Here is a 17561-nt window from a genome sequence, read left to right on the forward strand (position 1 = left end):
TTGCCCACATGACCACTCTGCCTCGTCCCGCCCGCACCGTTCTCGTTTCCTCGATCATCCTCTCCCTGACCCTGCCAGCCTTCGCCAAGACGCCGGTTGCCACCGGCACCGGCGGCGCCGTCGCCACCATCAGCGAACCCGCCTCGCAAGCGGCGATTGCGATTCTCAACAAGGGCGGCAACGCGGTCGATGCGGCCGTTGCGGCGGCGGCTACGCTGGGCGTGACCGATCCGTTCAGTTGCGGCATCGGCGGCGGCGGCTTCATGGTGATTTACCTCGCCAAAGACAAGCGCGTGATCACCATCGACCACCGCGAAACCGCGCCGGCCAGCTTCACGCCGAGCGTGTTCCTGAAAGACGGCAAGGAGATGGATTTCGAAACCGTAGTGGCCAGCGGCCGCTCGGTCGGCGTGCCGGGCACCGTGCGCGGCTGGCACGAGGCGCTGGATCGCTACGGCTCGATGTCGTTCAAGCAGGTGCTGGCGCCGGCGATTGATGTCGCCACCAAGGGCTTCAAGGTCAACGACAACTTCTCGCACCTGGTGCAGGAGAACGAGGCCAAGTTTGCGAAGTTCCCCGCCACTGCCGCGCTGTATCTGCGCAACGGCAAAGCGCTGCCCGCCGGCACGACCCTGCGCAATCCCGACCTGGCCAAGGCTTACCGCGAACTGGCGGCGGGCGGCGTGAAGGCTTTCTACAGCGGCAAAATGGCACGCGCTATGGTCGATGCGGTCAACGCCAACAGCGGCAATATCACGCTGGCCGATTTAGCCAACTACGAAGCGCGCCTGCGCCAGTCGGTGCACAGCACCTATCGCGGCTATGATTTGTACGGCATGCCGCTGCCAAGCAGCGGCGGCGTCGCGGTGGCCGAAGCGCTCAACATCCTGGAAGGCTACGACCTCAAATCGCTGCCGCGCGCAAAGGCCGAGCACCTGTACCTTGAAGCCAGCCGCCTCGCCTTCGCCGACCGCAACGCCTACCTCGCCGATCCTGAATTTGTCGACGCGCCGGTAGCGGGCTTGCTAAACAAGGACTACGCAGCGCGTCGCCGTGAACTGATCAACCCAGAACAAGCCAGCGCGCACGCGCCGGCCGGCGATCCGTACCCGTTCCAGGACGACGTGAGCGTGCCGCTGCGCCCCAATGCCAACAAGCTGATTGCAGAAGGCGCACACACCACCCACCTCACAGTGTCCGACAAGGACGGCAACATCGTCTCCTACACCTACACCATCGAATCGTGGGGCGGCAGCGGCATCGTGGTGCCGGGCTACGGCTTCTTGCTGAATAACGAGATGACCGACTTCGACTTCTCCGGCCCCGCGCCCAACGTGCCGGAAGCGGGCAAGCGTCCGCGCAGCAGCATGTCGCCGACTATCGCCTTCAAGAACGGCAAGCCGGCCTTCACCATCGGCAGCCCGGGCGGCGCGACCATCATCACCACTGTGCTGCAAACCATCTTCAACTACGTCGATCTGGGGATGTCGATGCCGGATGCGGTGAACGCGCCGCGCCTGTCGGAGCGCAACGGCCTGGCCACCGATATTGAACCGGGCTTCCCCGGCAGCGCGCAAGCGCAGGCGCTGGAGAAAACCGGCCAGCACTGGAATAAAACGCCGGAAGAAATCGGCGCCGCCAACGCGCTGGTGTTCAACCCGGACGGCACCGTGACGGCGGTGAGCGAAGGCCATCGCCACGGCGTCGGCAGCGCCTTGGTGCAGAAGCCCGCGCACTAAGCAAATTGTGGAATGCGCAAGCTGGCGGAGGCGCGGTAACGCCACGCCAGCGATTGCAACCATGCCTGTAACGACGGGCCTTCCTTCTGATCGCGGATGGCTGACAGCATGCCTTGCAAAGCGCCCGCCGCCAGCGCACAAGCCAGCGCGTGATGCGGACAATCCTCAACGCCAAAGCCCAGTCCATAGCTGCCGCAGCCACGCGCGTCACGGCTCGCTGCGGCCAGCACCAGCAAAATCTTCTGCCCTGCCTTCAGCTGCGCGCCGCCTATGTCGCAATCTTGCGTGACCGTGCGGCGCACGTTCTGCACCGGCGGATCGAAGCGGCTGACGGCGCACACCAGCGCTTGCATATCCTCGCTGCCGCAGCGTTCTTCCTCCGGCTCGCGCAACAGCGCCAGCACCGCGCTGCCGATTAAGCCAGTAGCTTCCTCGTACGCCAAGGCCGGCAAATGCAGGCCGCCCACGCCGGCCATCGCCAACTCGGGCACGCATGTCATCCACTGCGCCAGCTTGTCGGCGCGCCATAAGCGATGGCCGATGCGCTCTGCGGCCAAGCGTGCTGCTGCCGGATCAACATCCGCCAGCACGGCCGGCGACGGCGCTTGGCAACTGGCGTGCGCCATCACCTCATCCACGCGTTCGGCGCTGGCGGCGACCCACATTTCGAGACAGGGATCGAAATGCCAGCCGTGCGTGGCCGCCAGCGCGTCGTAATATGGATAAGGATTCGCGTGGGTGACAGCGGCCACCGCGTGCGGGAATGGCAGATCGTTGGGTTTCATAATCGCTCCGGCAGCTAAGCCATGATTAAGAATTTGCTCACAATATTACTGCTCGCCGAAACGCTACGCTATCACTCACTTGGGGGAAGACATGAAAAACTGGGCACGCGCCAACAAGGGCTTTTTGCTGTTCCTGATGCTGTTCGGCGTGTTCCGCACCGCCGTCGCCGACTGGAATCCTATCCCCTCCTCATCCATGCATCCCAATCTGCTGGAAGGCGACGTGGTGTTCGTCAATCGCCTCGCCTACAACGTCAAAGTGCCGCTGACCGACATCGTCATCAGCCAGACCGGCGAGCCGCAGCGCGGCGATATCGTCACCTTCTCCTCGCCGCGCAACGGCACGCGCCTGATCAAGCGCGTGATTGCTTTGCCGGGCGACCGCGTTGAAATGCGCAACGAGCAGCTCATCATCAACGGTAAGCCGGCCGGCTACGGCATCGCCAGCGAGGCGGTCGAAAACATCAAGGGCGTGGGCAACTTGACCGCCGTGCGCGTCGACGAATCGCTCGGTGATCGCAGCCACGCCATCCAGTTCCTGCCGCAGATACAGGCGCGCCGCAATTTCGATCCCATCGTGGTGCCGCCCGGCCAGTACATGATGTTGGGCGATAACCGCGACAACAGCGAAGACTCGCGCTTCATCGGCCTGGTGCCGCGCGCGCTGCTAATAGGCCGCGCCGAGCGCGTGCTGGCGTCGGCCGACATCACCGGCAACTGGATGCCGCGCACCGAACGCTTTGGCATGAGCCTCTACCCAAAGCAGTAATCCGCGCGCCGGCGGTGTTATGATGGCGTAGTATTTTCATAACATTGCCGGTGCCACGATGATCGAGTTTCAAAGCCTGTCCAAAGTCTACGGCAGCTTCAACGCCGTGAAGCCGCTGTCGCTGACCGTGCAGCGCGGCGAAGTGTTCGGCTTCCTCGGCCCCAACGGCGCCGGCAAAACCACCACCATCCGCATGATGATGGGGATTCTGGTGCCGACCAGCGGCCACGTCTTAATCGACAACCTCGATTGCCACGCCGAGCCGGCAGAAGTGAAGCGGCGCGTCGGCTACCTGCCCGACACGCCGGTGTTCTACGACTACCTGCGCGGCCGCGAGATCCTGCAATTCGTCGGCGAGATGCACGGCCTGCCGCGCGCAGAAGTAGCAGAACGCAGCAAGCGCCTGCTGGCGGAATTCGGTTTGCAGGAAGCGGGCGAAGACTACGCGGTCAACTACTCGCTCGGCATGAAGAAGCGCCTCGGCTTGGCCTGCGCGCTGATCCACGATCCGGCTGTGCTAATTCTCGATGAACCGATCAACGGCCTCGATCCGCGTGCCTCGCGCGATGTGCAGGAGCGCTTGCTGGCGGCTGCCGCGCGCGGCGTCACCATCTTCGTTTCAACTCACTTGCTGGATATGGCGGAAAAGCTGTGCGACCGCGTTGGCATCATCCATCATGGCCAACTGGTGGCCACCGGCACGCTCGATGAAATCCGCGCCGAAGCTTCGGCCAGCGGCTCGCTGGAAGATGTGTTCTTGAAGATCACCGACGAAGCCGCAGAAGAGACCGAGCAATGACACCGGCCTACACCATTTGGCTGATGACCAGAATGCGCCTGACGCGTCAGCGCAATATGCTGTTCAATAACCTGTTCCGCTTCAAGAAGAAAAAACCGCGCGACGGTATCGCGGCCAAGCGCAGAAACCTGTGGATACTGACGGCGCTGATGACGGTATTCATGGCGTTTTCGTTCACCGCCATGTCGGTCAACGTACTGCTCAACATGCAGTGCCATCTCGACCCGGCCAGCGAATGCAGCTATACCGGCAAGAACGGCGATCCGCGCACCAACCAGCATGCCGCCATTGAAGAATTAGCCAATGCCCCCTTCTCCGCACCGCTACTGAATGGCGTGACGCTGGAGCTCACCGCCCTCTTCCTGATCGCCGTGATACTACCGCTCGGGAATAAGGAAATGGCGCAGCCGGATTGGGATCTCGAATGGCTGGTGACCATGCCGGTCGAACGCGGCACGCTGCTGTGGGGACGCGTACTTGAACGCAGCGCCAGTAACATCTTCGGCTGGTTCGCGTTCCTGCCGGCCTTCGGCGTGATCGCATGGCACTCGGGATACACGTGGACGGCGCTACCGATTGCCATTCTGGCTGCCGTCGTGCTGCTGCCGCTGGCGGCGATGCTCTACACGCTGGCCGACACCGGCCTGCGCATGTGGCTTCCTGCGTCGCAGCTGCGCAATCTGCAAGCGGTGGCAGGCTTACTCAATCTGCCGCTGATCTACTTCGTCATGGCGCTCGGCATGCCGCAAGCGAACGGCTTTGTGATGGAGTGGGCGCGCAGCTTCCCTGGCTGGGCAAGCTGGACACCGCCCGGCATCGTGCTGAAAGCGATACAGGCGCAAAGCCTCTCGCAGTTTGCTGCCTATGCCGCGTTGCTGCTGGCGCAAACCGGCTTGCTATTGTGGGGCGGCATGGCGCTGCTGCGCTACCAGCTGCGTCATGGCGTGGTCAATTCCGGCGCGCGCGAAAGTGTACGGCGTGTGCCGCGTGCCGATGCCGCACCAGTCGCTGGATGGCGCGACTGGCTTTCGCCAATCAAGCGCCGCGAGCTAAGCTTACTAAGCCGCGACCGCAACTTCATGTTCCAAACCTTGCTACTGCCGATCATCATCATCGGCAGCCAGATGGTCTTCAACGGTAAGCTGAATAGCCTGTCGGAGCTGGGAGAACATCACACGCTGGCTGCGGCGATTGCGTTCGGCCTCGGCGTGTATGTGCTGATGCTGTCGGCCTTCCAGACACTGAACAACGAGGGCCACGTCCTCTGGCTGCTGTACACCGTGCCGCGTTCCATCGAAAGCGTGTTGAAAGAAAAAGCGCAGCTGTGGGGCGTGCTGACCATGGTCTATCCGCTGGCCGTTCTTGGCATCACCGCTTACTACACCACGCACGTGGAGTGGAGCATGCTGGTGCTGGTACTGACCGTGGCGGCCGGCATTCCAATCTACTCGATGATCGCCGTTTCGCTGGGCGTGTTCGCCTGCGATCCGCAAGCGGTGGATGTACGCACGCGCGTGCGTCCCACTTACGTCTACTTGTACATGCTGCTGGCCAGCTTCTACACTTGGTCGATTTATAGCAGTGTGTGGTCACAAAAACTGGTGGTGCTAGTGCTGACCGCATCGATGGCGCTGGCCCTGTGGCAGAAGGCGCGTGACTCGCTGCCCTATTTGCTCGATCCGGCCGCAGCGCCACCAGCGCGCGTCTCCACCGCCGATGGTCTGATCGCCGCCACCGCCTTCTTCATCCTGCAAGGCATCGTGATGCTGTTCTTCCGCAAGGTGAGCATGCCGGCGCTCACCATCGCCTTCAGCATCGCTGGATTGACCGTGTATTGCCTGATGCGATTGGTCTACTGGCGCAGCAAGACGGCCGGCGTACCGGCCATCCTGCGTGGCATGAACTGGCTAGTCTCGGCGCGCAGCGCGGCCATCGCTGCTGTCATCGCATGCTCCGTGGGACTTGGCTACATGGCAGTACTCCACCACACCGCGCTGTGGGCCGACCTGCAGAAAGCCGCCGCAATGACAGCGCGCTCGCGCGGCTGGATACTGGCGCTAGCCGTGATAGCCGCACCGCTGTGCGAAGAATTCATCTTCCGTGGCCTAATCTACGGCGGCTTGCGCCGCTCGATGAAAGCCGCGCCAGCGATGGTGATGAGCGCCGCAGTATTCGCGGTGGTGCACCCGCCGATATCGATGCTGCCTGTGTTCGTGCTGGGCCTGTGCGCCGCGTGGGCCTATGAACGCAGCAAAACCCTACTGGCGCCGATGCTGGTCCACGCGGTGTACAACGCCGTTATCCTTAGCCTCCAGCCTTGGCAATGACCTTGATTTCGAAATCGAAACCAGCCAACCAGGTGACGCCGACGGCGGTGATATTCGGATACGGCGCGCTGCCCCAGAACTCCGGCACCACGGCCCAAATGCGCTCAAAGCGGGTGTGTGGATCGATCATGAAAACGGTGACATCAACCACCTCTTCAAAGCTGCTTCCCGCCGCTGCCAGAATCTCGTTCAGGTTGCGGAAAGCCAGCCGTACCTGCTGTTCCAGGTCTGGCTCTGGCGATCCGTCAGGCAGGCTGCCGACCTGCCCGGACACGAACAGGAAGCCGTTGGAACGGATGGCAGGCGAATAATGGTAACGCTCATACAAATCTTGGCGGCCAGGTGGAAAAACAACATCGCGTGCAGTCATGATGAACTCCTCGTTAAGTGATGGCGAGACTGTAAACACTCGCCGGCACGCGATAAACACGCAAGTCGTACAATCACTGTTTGGATATACCAAACAATCTGACCATGGATCGATTTGACACTCTATTGGCCTTCGTGCGCGTGGTGGAAGCCGGCAGCTTCACCAAGGCGGCGCAAACGCTCCACATGAGTAAGACCACCGTATCGCAGCTGGTGCAGCAGCTGGAAGCGCGGTTGCAAGTCAAACTCCTCACGCGCACCACGCGGCAAGTCAAGGTCACTGCCGAAGGTGCGGCCTACTACGATCGCGTAGTACGTGTGCTGGGCGATCTGGAAGACGCCGATACCGATCTTGCGGGCGAACTGGCGGCGCCACGCGGACGGTTACGCATCGACGTGCCCACGCCATTCGCCCGCTTCATCCTCATGCCCGCGCTGCCGGACTTCCATCAGCGCTATCCGGCAATCCAGATCGATATGGGCGTCAGCGACCGCAATATAGATGTCATCGGCGAAAACGTGGACTGCGTGGTGCGTGGCGGCGAAATCACCGCATTGTCATTGGTGGCAAAGCACATCGGGAATTTGCAGCTGGGCCTCTACGCAGCGCCAGACTACTTGTGCCGCGCAGGGACGCCACAGCACCCGATTGACATCGAAAGCGAGGAACACCGCATTGTCGGATTCCTGCGCTCCAGCAGCGGCACGGTTAGCGCAGCAAAGATGCATCGGGACGGAGAAGAGCCTATCCAGATCAACGGGCGTTACGTCGTCGCAGCCGACGATGGCAACGCCTATCTGGCGGCTGGCCTGGCAGGGATGGGCATACTCTGGCTGCCGCGCTACATGGCGGAGCCACACGCGGCGCGCGGTGAACTCACGCCACTATTGGAAGACTGGTCGATAGACCCTATGCCGATGTATCTCGCCTATCCACAAAACCGCCACATCAGCGCCAAGCTGCGCGTCTTCATGGCATGGATAGACGAGTTAATGGCAAAGCTTTAGTCCTTGTAGCGGATCTCGGCCAGTGCGAAGCCGCCGCCATGGTAAGTGACGGAGGCGTTGGGCGATGGGTACTCGCCGCTGTCCGGGAACTTGCCGTCGAACTGCGACGAGCTGTCTTTCGGTTTAAAGCCGATGTGCGATGCCTTGCTGTTGTCCCACCATGCCACGTCGTTGTTCGACATGCCGAACAAGATGGTGAAGCCCACGCGCGTCGCAAACAGTGAACGGTGCAGCGCTTCGACCAGATCGTCGTAGCTCAGCCACGTCACCATCATGCGGCGATCCACCGGCTCCGGGAACGAAGAACCGATGCGCAGGCACACGGTCTCCAGTCCAGTGCGGTCGAAGTAATAGCTCGCCAGCTGCTCGCCAAAGCACTTGCTCACGCCGTAGAACGAATCTGGACGGGTCGGCGCAGTGGCGTCGATGTAGTCGGTGTTGCGATAGAAGCCCACCGTATGATTCGAGCTGGCGAAGATAATCCGCTTCACGCCCTTCTTGTGCGCGGCCTCATACAAATTAGCCGTGCCGAGAATATTCGCCTGCATGATGTTCTCGAAGGTGTTCTCGGTCGAGATGCCGCCGAAGTGCAGCACCGCCTCCACGCCTTCCATCAATTTCAGCACGGCGGCCTTGTCGGCCAGGTCGCACTGCACGATTTCTTCACCCTCGCCGGCCACGCCCATATCGGCGATATCGGACAGCACCACTACATCAGCCCACGGCTTGATGCGCTCGCGCAGAATCTTCCCCAGCCCGCCGGCAGCGCCGGTCAGCAGCAATCGTTTGAATGGTTTTGCCATGTTTGTGTCTCGCTTTATTGTTAGGTCACTGGGGCCGGGTTGAACAGCACCAGTGCGTTATGCAGTTTCCATTTCTCGGCATAGGTCTCGCGGCCGCTGGCCACGTCGAGCATCAGCTGGAACATCTCCCAGCCCACTTCCGCGATGGTGGCTTCGCCGCTGGCGATGCGGCCCGCGTTCACGTCCATCAGATCATGCCAGCGCTTGGCCAGATCGTTGCGCGTGGCGACTTTAATCACCGGCACTTCGGCCAAACCATACGGCGTGCCGCGGCCGGTGGTGAAGATATGCAGATTCATACCGGCCGCCACTTGCAGCGTGCCGCAAATGAAATCGCTGGCCGGCGTGGCCGCGTAGATCAGGCCTTTCTGCGTCAGCTTATCGCCCGGCGACAGCACGCCGGAAATCGGCGCACTGCCCGATTTGACGATCGAGCCCATGGCCTTCTCAACGATGTTGGACAAGCCGCCCTTCTTGTTGCCCGGCGTGGTGTTGGCGCTGCGGTCTACGCCGCCGCGCGTCAGATAATTGTCGTACCACGCCATCTCGCGGATCATGGCGTCTGCCACTTCCGGCGTGGTGGCGCGCGAGGTCAGTTGATCGATGCCGTCGCGGACTTCGGTCACTTCCGAGAACATCACGGTGGCGCCGGCACGCACCAGCAGGTCGGTGGCAAAGCCCACCGCAGGATTCGCCGTCACGCCGGAGAAGGCGTCGCTGCCGCCGCATTGCACGCCAACCACCAGCTCAGAAGCAGGCACGGTTTCACGCTGGCGCTTGTTCAGTTCAATCAGATTGGTCTCGGCCTGCTTCATGATCGATTCGATCATCGACATAAAGCCGACGTGCTGCGCATCCTGCAAACAGACCAGGCCCGGATCGGCGCCGCCGGCGTTTTGAATCGGGATCGAACCTTTCGGGAACAGGCGCGTAGGTTGCAGCTTCTCGCAACCGAGGCTGACCACCATTGCCTGCCCGCCGAAGTTAGGATTCAGCGCGATGTTGCGAATGGTGCGAATCGGGATGTTGGCGCCCGGCGCGTCAATCGCTACGCCGCAGCCGTAGGTGTGCTCCAGTCCCACCACGTCGTCGACGTTCGGGTACTTCGGCAGCAGTTCATTCTTGATGCGCTCCACCGCAAAATCCACCACGCCCGATACGCATTGCACGGTGGTGGTAATCGCGAGGATGTTGCGGGTGCCGACGCTACCGTCGGCATTGCGATAGCCTTGAAAGGTGTAGCCCTCCAGCGGCTCCATCGCGGGAGGCTTCACAGTCGCAATCGGCAAACCCGTTAGCTCGCGCGCGGCAGGCATTTCGACATTGTGTTCGGCCAGCCAGCTGCCCGCCGGCAGATCCTTGGCCGCAAAACCGATGGTGACGTTGTAGCGGATGACCTTGTCCCCCTTGGCCAGATCGCGCAGCGCCACCTTGTGGCCTTGCGGTACCGCTTCCAACAGCGTCAAGCCATTGGGGAAAACAGCGCCGGCAGGCAAGCCGCCGTCGTTGACGACAATCGCGACGTTATCGTTGTCGTGCATGAGGATGTAGCGCGGGGTGTTTGCGCTCGGCGATGTGCTCATCTGGCTTTCCTACGTTGTTTTTTAGTCTCGCAAAGTGGTCTGACCACTTCTGTTATTGGCCGGCCGGCATGCTGTTGTGGCCTCTGCGCCACACCCTGAAACCCGCATATTTTCAAGGGTTTAAGCCCTACAACTACAGGGCGCAGGTGGCTCTTCCATGAAATCAGTATGCCATTGAAAAATTAATTTGGCTAGTCCACATTGCGTATTTGGTCTGACCACCTTAGAATGGCCTGACCAGATGGCAAATCAATAAGCCACGCAATATTAACGAGACACCAATGTTGAAAAAGACCGGACTCCCTGCCGATAGCAACGCCCACGAACCGCGCCTGTACCGCGTCGTGGCCGACCGCATTCAGGAACTCATCCGCAACGAAAACATCGCCGCCGGCGAGCGCCTGCCGTCCGAGCGCGACCTGGCCACCAAGCTGAGTGTCAGCCGCGCCTCGCTGCGCGAAGCACTGATCGCCCTGGAACTGGGCGGCGTGATTGAGGTGCGCGGCGGCTCCGGCGTCTACGTCAGCGAACTGCCGGAAGAAACCGATCTGCCGGAAGCTGGTCCCGGTCCATTTGAAGTGCTGTCCGCGCGCCGCCTGATCGAATCCGAGATCGCCGCCATCGCCGCCCGCGTCGCCACCGACAGCGCCATCGACGCCATCCTGCAAGCGGTGGTGGAGATGGAAAAGCACCACGCAGATTATTCGAGCAACGAGCATTCGGACCGCAACTTCCACCTTGCCATCGCGCGCGCCACCGGCAACAGCGCCCTGGTGGGATCGCTGAACTACCTGTGGGATCAGCGCGGCCGCCTGTGGCACAAGCTCAAAGAACACTTCCAAACCGAGGAACTTCGACAGGAAACGCTGAAGGACCACCGCCGCATCCTGGAGGCGATTGCCGCCCACGATCCGGCGGCAGCGCGCAAAGCCATGCGCGCCCACCTTGAACGCGTGACCCGCACTTTCTCGCGCGGATAACAGAATCGTAGTAACGCAGGACCGGCCTCGATGCCGGCCGCGTAAATAAAGCAATCAAGTTATTGACCGACTCGACCTCGGCCCGCCCCTGCTCCACGCACGGCGCCACGGCCCTCGTCCCAGCGGCACGGAGTACGCGAGGTGCTCCACTCACGCAAGTGCTTTCCAGCGCTGCGTATAACTTTATTCAAGAGACGAAGGAGACAACACCATGAAGTCCGAGCACCCGGTCCAGAACCGTTCTGCACAACCCCGCCTGCTGCTGTCCGCCATTAGCTTGGCCGTGCTGACGCTGACCAATCAAGCCGCCGCGCAAAGCGACGATGCCAACATGACCCGCGTCGAAGTGACCGGTTCGAGCATCAAGCGCGTCGCCAACGAAGCCTCGCTGCCAGTCACCAGCGTTAAAGCCGAAGACCTGGTCAAGCAAGGCATGACCACCCTGGCAGACTTCATGATGGCGCTGCCGCAATCGGCATCGCTGGCTCCATCGAACGCCGGTTCCGGCACCAACATCAACTTGCGCGGCCTCGGTGTGAACCGCACGCTGGTGCTGTTGAACGGCCGCCGTCTCGCCAACGAGGCGATCGCCGACGGCTACGCCAACCTGGACGTGATTCCAATGAGCGCGATCGCGCGCGTTGAAGTGCTGCGCGATGGCGCTTCGTCGATCTACGGCTCCGACGCTATCGGCGGCGTGGTCAATTTCATCACCAAGACCCAGTTCGAAGGCACGCAGCTGACCGCGCAAGCCGTGCAGCCTGAGAAAAAAGGCGGCGGCGACGAGCAGCGCCTGACCGCTACCTGGGGCAAGGGCAATCTGGAACGCGACGGCTGGAGCTTCTACGCCACCGTCGACGCGCACCAGCGTACGCGCCTGGCCGCATCGGACCGCGCTTATCTGAGCTCCGTCGAGAAACTGACCGCACTGGGTCGCGCACCGACGCTGGGCACCGGCGGCAACGCCACCCCGGCCAACTTCACTACGCCGACCAATAAGAACGCGCAGAACCCATACGGCGCCACCGGCTGTCTGGCGCCCTACTCGATCCCAGGCCAAAAAGGCACCTGCGTCATCGACAACAACGAGTACGGCACCGCCTTGTACGCCAACCAGCAGGTCACCTTCTATGCGCGCGGCGCCATGAAGCTGAGCGAAGACCACATCGTGTCGATCGACTACTCGCGCGGCGAGGAGTTCATCAAGGCCACCCGCAACCCGACCAATGCACTGGCGGTCAAGGGCGTTGCGCCTATCCTGCCGTCCACCAGCAAGTGGTATCCAGGCGGTAGCGGCGGCGTTCCTGCCGTGGCAGGCCTGAACAATGCACCACTGACCGTGACCTGGGCCGTGGCCGATCTGGGCCTGGCCACCACCAAGGACGTGCAGCTGAACCAGCGCATCGCCGTCACCGACGAAGGCGTGATCGGCGGCTGGGACTACAAGGCCGGCCTGGTGATCGGCATCTCCGAGCGCGACAACTACTACTACAAGGGCTATGTCACCGGCCAAGGCCTGCTCGACGGCCTGAAAAACGGCAAGCTGAATCCATTCGGCCTGCAGGATGCCGACGGCAAGGCCTACCTGGCCTCGATCAGCGTGGACGGCGCCAAGAACCGTACCTCGAAATCGACCTTCACCGGCGTCGACCTGACCGCCAGCAAGGCGCTGATGGATCTGCCGGGCGGCTCGCTGGCACTGGCGGTGGGCGCAGACCTGCACCGCGACACCACCGAGGATACCAAGCTGGCCATCGTCAGCGACGTCACCTACGCCAACACCAGCCCTTCGCACGGCGAAGGTGGCCGTAACATCGCCGCGGTGTTCACCGAGATCAACGCGCCAGTCACCAAGACTCTGGAACTGAACGGCGCGGTACGTGCCGACCATTTCAGCGACTTTGGCACCACGGTCAATCCAAAAATCAGCTTCCGCTGGGAGCCGATGAAGCAGTTGATGTTCCGCGGCTCGGCCAACACCGGCTTCCGCGCACCGACCCTGTTTGACGCCTACGGCTACCGCCTGCCAGGCGCCACCGGCCTGACCGCCGCAAAGTGGGATGACCCGGTACTGTGCCCTGGCGGCACCCCAGGCGTGGCAGGCACCGGCACCGCAGTGCCAGGCCAGGTCACCGCCAACGTCTGCAACGTGCAGCTGCCTAAGCAGACCGGCTCCAACGCCAACCTGAAACCGGAAAAGTCGAAGGGCTTCACGCTGGGCGTGGTGATGGAACCGTTCAAGGACACCACCCTGTCGCTGGACTACTGGAACATCCGCATGACCGACATGCTGGCCAACCTGCCGGAGCAGGTGTACTTCCTGGACCCGGTCAAGTACGCCTCTTACTTCGTGCGTAATGCCGATGGCACCATCAACTACATCAACAACACCACGATGAACCTGGGCGGCCAGAAGGCGGCAGGTATCGACGTATCGGGTTCGTACACCTTCCCGAAAACCTCGTTCGGCACCTTCCGCCTGAACCTGGACGGCACGTATCTGACCCAGTTCGACAACCAGCTGTTTGACGGCAGCCCATTCGTGTCGAACATCGGCCAGTTCGGCCTGGCCAGCAACGGCACCACGTCGAGCTTCCCGATCATCACCTATCGCTGGAAGCACACGCTGCGCCTGAACTGGGCCTCGGGTAACTGGAACAGCACCCTGACCCAGAACTACAACTCGAAGTACACCGACCAGAACCTGGTGGCGAAGCAGTACTGGCGCGACATCAACTCGATGAAGATGTGGAACCTGACCACGACCTACAACGGTTTCAAAAACATCCAGGTCACCGCCGGCATCACCAACCTGTTCAACGCCGAACCACCGGCAACCAACAGCAGCTTGTACAGCTTTGGTTACTTGAGCAGCGCGGCCAGCCCGATCGGCCGTGCGTACAACGTGCGCGCAACCTACACCTTCTAATGCACTTCGCTTGAGCAAAGGCGCCGGGCCAACATCACGGCCGGCGCCTTTTTTTTGCCGGGATATCACATGAAACACCTCATCTCCTGCTTAGCCGCCGCAGCGACCGTGTGGGCTGGTAGCGCATCTGCGGCGGACAAACCGATCCGCTTTATTCTCGTCGGCGATTCGACCATGGCCAACACCAGCGGCTATGGCGATGCCTTTTGCGCGCGCGTGAATCGCGCCAACACCTGTCTCAATCTTGCGAAGGGCGGCCGCAGTTCCGGCAGTTTCCGCGCCGAGGGCCGCTGGGACGAGGTGGAAGGTTTGCTGCGCGGCGCGGCTGCTTACAGCGCCACTTATGTGCTGATCCAATTCGGCCATAACGATCAACCGGGTAAGCCCGGACGCTCTACCGATTTGAAAACCGAATTCCCTGTCAACATGGCGCGCTATGCGCAGGAAGTGAAAGCGCTGGGCGGTGTACCGGTGCTAATGACGCCTCTGACGCGCCGCACCTTCAAAGACGGCGTTTTGGAGAACAACCTAGCGCCGTGGGCCGACGTGATTCGCGCCACCGCCGCCGCGCAGAAAACGCCGCTGCTGGATTTGAATGCGGAGAGCTACGCCGCTGTGCAGGCCATGGGACAGGACGAAGCGGATACGCTGGCCATGGTGCCGCGTCCAGCCGACTATGGCGCTGCACCGGCAGCGGGCAAGGTCGAAGTGGCCGGCGCAGCTAAATCCGCATTTGACCGCACCCACGTTGGCGCCAAAGGCGCGGCCTATTTCTCGCGCATGGTGATGGAAGAGATTAAGCGCGCCTTGCCAGAAGTGGCGGGCCAATTCAAGCCGGAGAGCGAGCAGTGATTTATCGCCGTCTCTCCGCAGTGGCAGCGATGCTGTGCGCTGCCGGCGTCACGCACGCGCAGGACTCGCGCAAGGTCAACGAGCCGGTGCCGCCGCCAGCTTGCGTGGTGCTGACCGCCGGTGCTGCGATGGCAAATGCAGACGACACCTCCCGCATTCAAGCCGCCATCGACCAATGCCCTGCCGGGCGCTCGGTACGGCTGGTCGGCAGCAACGAGAAGCAGCGCTTCACTGCCGGCCCGCTCAAGCTGCGCAGCGGTGTTAGTTTGCTGGTCGATGAGGGCGCAACGCTGCAAGCCAGCCTCAATCCCAAACTGTACGACCGTGGCGCCAACACTTGCGGCACCATCGACAAACAAGGACGCGGCTGCAAACCCTTCATCACCATCGACAACGCCAAGTCCAGCGGCATCTACGGCGAAGGCATCATCGACGGCCAAGGTGGACGCGTAATCGACGGCGATTCAGAATCATGGTGGCAGCTGGCCCGCCGCGCGCAGAAGGAAGACGCCCGTCAAAACGTCCCGCGCCTGATCGAAGTCACCAACGCGCAAGACATCACGCTGCACAAAATCACGCTGCGCAACTCGCCCAATTTCCACGTCACGCTCAATAAAGTGGATGGCTTCACCGCGTGGAACGTGCGCATTGATACACCAGCCACTGCGCGCAATACCGACGGCATCGATCCTATCTCTTCGCGCAACGTCACTATCGCCTACAGCCATATCCGCACTGGCGATGACAACGTCGCCATCAAGGCTGGCAACAACGGCGCTACCGAGAACATCTCCATTCTGCACAACCGCTTCTACAGCGGCCACGGCATGTCCATCGGCAGCGAAACCAATGGCGGCGTGCGGCGCGTGCTGGTAGAGGACTTGAGCATGGACGGAACCACTTCTGGCTTGCGCATCAAGAGCGACGTCTCGCGCGGCGGCGTAGTCGATCAAATCAGCTATCGCAATGTCTGCCTGCGCAATGTAAAAACGCCGATCGACATCGACACCCACTACGACAACCGCGCGGAAGGTGCACTGGTGCCGGCCTATAGCAACATCATGCTGGACGATGTGCATAGCGTGACACCGGGCCGCATCATCATTCAGGGCTACGACGTCCAGAATCAGGTTCAGCTCAAGCTACGCAACGTCAGCATCGCCGGCAGGCGTGACCGCAAGATCGAGTTCGCCAATCTGTCGGGCGATGCAATCAGCAGCAAGGACACCAGCACCTGCGCCAACCGTTTCGCGCCCTTCCCAGAAGTGATGGCGGCCGGCACGCGTCCGCAACTGACGCTGGAACAGGCCAAGCAGTTCTCTTACAGCGAAGTGCTGAAGTACGTCGGCGTGGCAGGCAAGGAGACGGTTGATCCGTGGGATCCGCTGTCCGATCCACTGGCCAAAGGGGCGGCGTTCACGCCGGACTATATTGTCGACAAGGCGGCACGCGCCGATGGCTTCCGCACTTTCAACACCGTGCAGGAGGCCGTCAGCCGCATAGTGCTGGACAGCACGGCACGGCCAGGCAAGCGCCTGTACCTGCTGCTGAAACCGGGCGTGTATTCGGAGCTGGTCTACATCCCCTCCTCTGCCGCGCCGATCACCATGTATGGCGAAGGCAAGGACGCAGCCGCCACGCGCATCACCGCCAAGCTGGATGCCTCGATCACCGGTGCTTCCTACGACGCGCAATACGGCCCACAGTTCGCCAAGGCCGCACCGGCAGTGCAAGCGATGTACGCCACCATCAAGGATCGACCGCAAATCGGCACCTTCGGTACGCAGACCGTTTGGGCGCAGAACAATGGCTTCCAGGCGCGCAACCTGACCTTCGAAAACGGCTACAACAAGGACACCGGCAATGCCCGCGCCGAGGAACTCCCGAACGTCAACAACGTCCATCATCAAGCGCTGGCTTTGAGTGTGGACAGCGCCGACAAAGCGCAGTTCGAGAATATCCGCCTGATCGGCTTCCAGGACACGCTGTACCTGAAGTCGCCGCAGCCCGGCAGCACGGTGCGCAGCTTCTTCAATAAGTCCTACATTGAAGGTGATGTCGATTTCATTTTCGGCGACAGCACGGCCTACTTCTATCAAAGCGAGATTCGCACGCTGGGCGATCGCGGCGTGTCCTACGTCGCCGCGCCAGATACCCACGTGAAGACCAGGTACGGATTCGTATTCGACAACGTGCGCTTCACGCATGAAGGCGCGAAGACCGGTAACTTCTATTTGCTGCGCCAATGGTTCCATAGCTCGCGCTGCACGCCGTACGCGCCGCTGGCGGTGGAAGGCTATAGCTGCACCTACGGCCCGACCAATGGCTACAAGGCGCCAACCGGCACCGTCGCACGCGTATCGCTGGAAGCGGTCGGAAAAATGGCGGTGCTGAATTCGCGCATCGGTGCGCACATCAACAAACAGCAGCCTTGGTCGGACTGGAACAAGAAAGGCACGATCTCGTATCGCCCCGTTCAGTACAACTCGGACGACCACTGGAACAACCTGATTAAAGCCGGCATTGATCCCGTCAAGGATCTCGGCTACAGCAAGCGACCAACACCGGCCGATGTCTTCCTCGGTGAATTCAACAATTCGGATGAATAAGGATCACAG

The 17561-nt window shown here is 61.6% G+C and carries 13 protein-coding genes; 9 read left to right on the forward strand and 4 right to left on the reverse strand.

Annotated elements, in window-relative coordinates:
* Window positions 1-8 precede the first annotated feature (8 nt).
* Window positions 9-1739 (forward strand): gamma-glutamyltransferase, encoded by a 1731-nt coding sequence (gene ggt, locus GTP45_RS03460; protein WP_161012464.1) that lies wholly within the window; start codon window positions 9-11, stop codon window positions 1737-1739.
* Here ggt and GTP45_RS03465 read toward each other — a convergent pair.
* Window positions 1736-2524: a cytochrome P450 family protein gene (locus GTP45_RS03465; RefSeq protein WP_161012465.1), complete on the reverse strand. Its 789-nt coding sequence runs from the start codon at window positions 2522-2524 to the stop codon at window positions 1736-1738. The two genes, ggt and GTP45_RS03465, sit on opposite strands and share 4 nt — an antisense overlap.
* 91 nt (window positions 2525-2615) lie before the next feature.
* Between GTP45_RS03465 and lepB the strand changes: the two genes are divergently transcribed.
* Genes lepB through GTP45_RS03480 form a run of 3 tightly spaced genes read left to right on the forward strand, consistent with a single transcriptional unit; the run spans window position 2616 to window position 6419 of the window.
* Window positions 2616-3293 (forward strand): signal peptidase I, encoded by a 678-nt coding sequence (gene lepB / locus GTP45_RS03470; protein ID WP_161012466.1) that lies wholly within the window; start codon window positions 2616-2618, stop codon window positions 3291-3293.
* A gap of 58 nt (window positions 3294-3351) precedes the next feature.
* Window positions 3352-4092 carry an ABC transporter ATP-binding protein gene (locus tag GTP45_RS03475; RefSeq protein WP_161012467.1) on the forward strand — a complete coding sequence of 247 codons (741 nt, stop codon included), beginning with the start codon at window positions 3352-3354 and terminating at the stop codon, window positions 4090-4092.
* 32 nt (window positions 4093-4124) lie between these two features.
* Complete coding sequence (locus GTP45_RS03480; protein ID WP_229258313.1) at window positions 4125-6419, forward strand: CPBP family intramembrane glutamic endopeptidase; 2295 nt, start codon at window positions 4125-4127, stop codon at window positions 6417-6419.
* On the opposite strand, the gene GTP45_RS03485 is transcribed toward GTP45_RS03480, so the two are convergent.
* On the reverse strand, window positions 6397-6789 hold the full coding sequence (locus tag GTP45_RS03485; protein ID WP_161012469.1) for a RidA family protein: 393 nt from the start codon (window positions 6787-6789) through the stop codon (window positions 6397-6399). The genes GTP45_RS03480 and GTP45_RS03485 overlap by 23 nt on opposite strands.
* A 104-nt stretch (window positions 6790-6893) precedes the next feature.
* On the opposite strand from GTP45_RS03485, the gene GTP45_RS03490 reads away from it, so the two are divergent.
* On the forward strand, window positions 6894-7796 hold the full coding sequence (locus GTP45_RS03490; protein ID WP_161012470.1) for a LysR family transcriptional regulator: 903 nt from the start codon (window positions 6894-6896) through the stop codon (window positions 7794-7796).
* Here the strand turns inward: GTP45_RS03490 and GTP45_RS03495 are convergent.
* Both GTP45_RS03495 and garD read right to left on the reverse strand, forming a co-directional pair.
* Window positions 7793-8599, reverse strand: a complete 807-nt coding sequence (locus tag GTP45_RS03495) for an NAD-dependent epimerase/dehydratase family protein (protein WP_161012471.1) — start codon at window positions 8597-8599, stop codon at window positions 7793-7795. The genes GTP45_RS03490 and GTP45_RS03495 overlap by 4 nt on opposite strands.
* A gap of 20 nt (window positions 8600-8619) precedes the next feature.
* Entirely contained in the window at window positions 8620-10182 is a 1563-nt protein-coding gene (gene garD / locus GTP45_RS03500) for a galactarate dehydratase (protein WP_161012472.1), read from the reverse strand.
* Window positions 10183-10463: 281 nt separating this feature from the next.
* Here garD and GTP45_RS03505 point away from each other — a divergent pair, with 281 nt between their 5' ends.
* The 4 genes from GTP45_RS03505 (at window position 10464) to GTP45_RS03520 (ending at window position 17552) form a co-directional block, all read left to right on the forward strand.
* Entirely contained in the window at window positions 10464-11162 is a 699-nt protein-coding gene (locus GTP45_RS03505) for a FadR/GntR family transcriptional regulator (RefSeq protein WP_161012473.1), read from the forward strand.
* A gap of 211 nt (window positions 11163-11373) precedes the next feature.
* Window positions 11374-14091 (forward strand): TonB-dependent receptor plug domain-containing protein, encoded by a 2718-nt coding sequence (locus GTP45_RS03510; protein ID WP_161012474.1) that lies wholly within the window; start codon window positions 11374-11376, stop codon window positions 14089-14091.
* 69 nt (window positions 14092-14160) lie between these two features.
* The gene (locus GTP45_RS03515; RefSeq protein WP_161012475.1) at window positions 14161-14943 is read left to right on the forward strand and encodes a rhamnogalacturonan acetylesterase; all 783 of its coding nucleotides are present in this window, start codon (window positions 14161-14163) and stop codon (window positions 14941-14943) included.
* A complete protein-coding gene (locus GTP45_RS03520; protein WP_371874408.1) occupies window positions 14940-17552 on the forward strand; it encodes a pectinesterase family protein in 2613 nt (870 codons plus the stop codon). The genes GTP45_RS03515 and GTP45_RS03520 overlap by 4 nt, the downstream gene beginning before the upstream one ends.
* The last annotated feature ends 9 nt before the right edge of the window (window positions 17553-17561 follow it).

Origin of the sequence: Duganella rivi, assembly GCF_009857435.1 — a bacterium.
Lineage (GTDB): Bacteria > Pseudomonadota > Gammaproteobacteria > Burkholderiales > Burkholderiaceae_D > Rugamonas > Rugamonas rivi.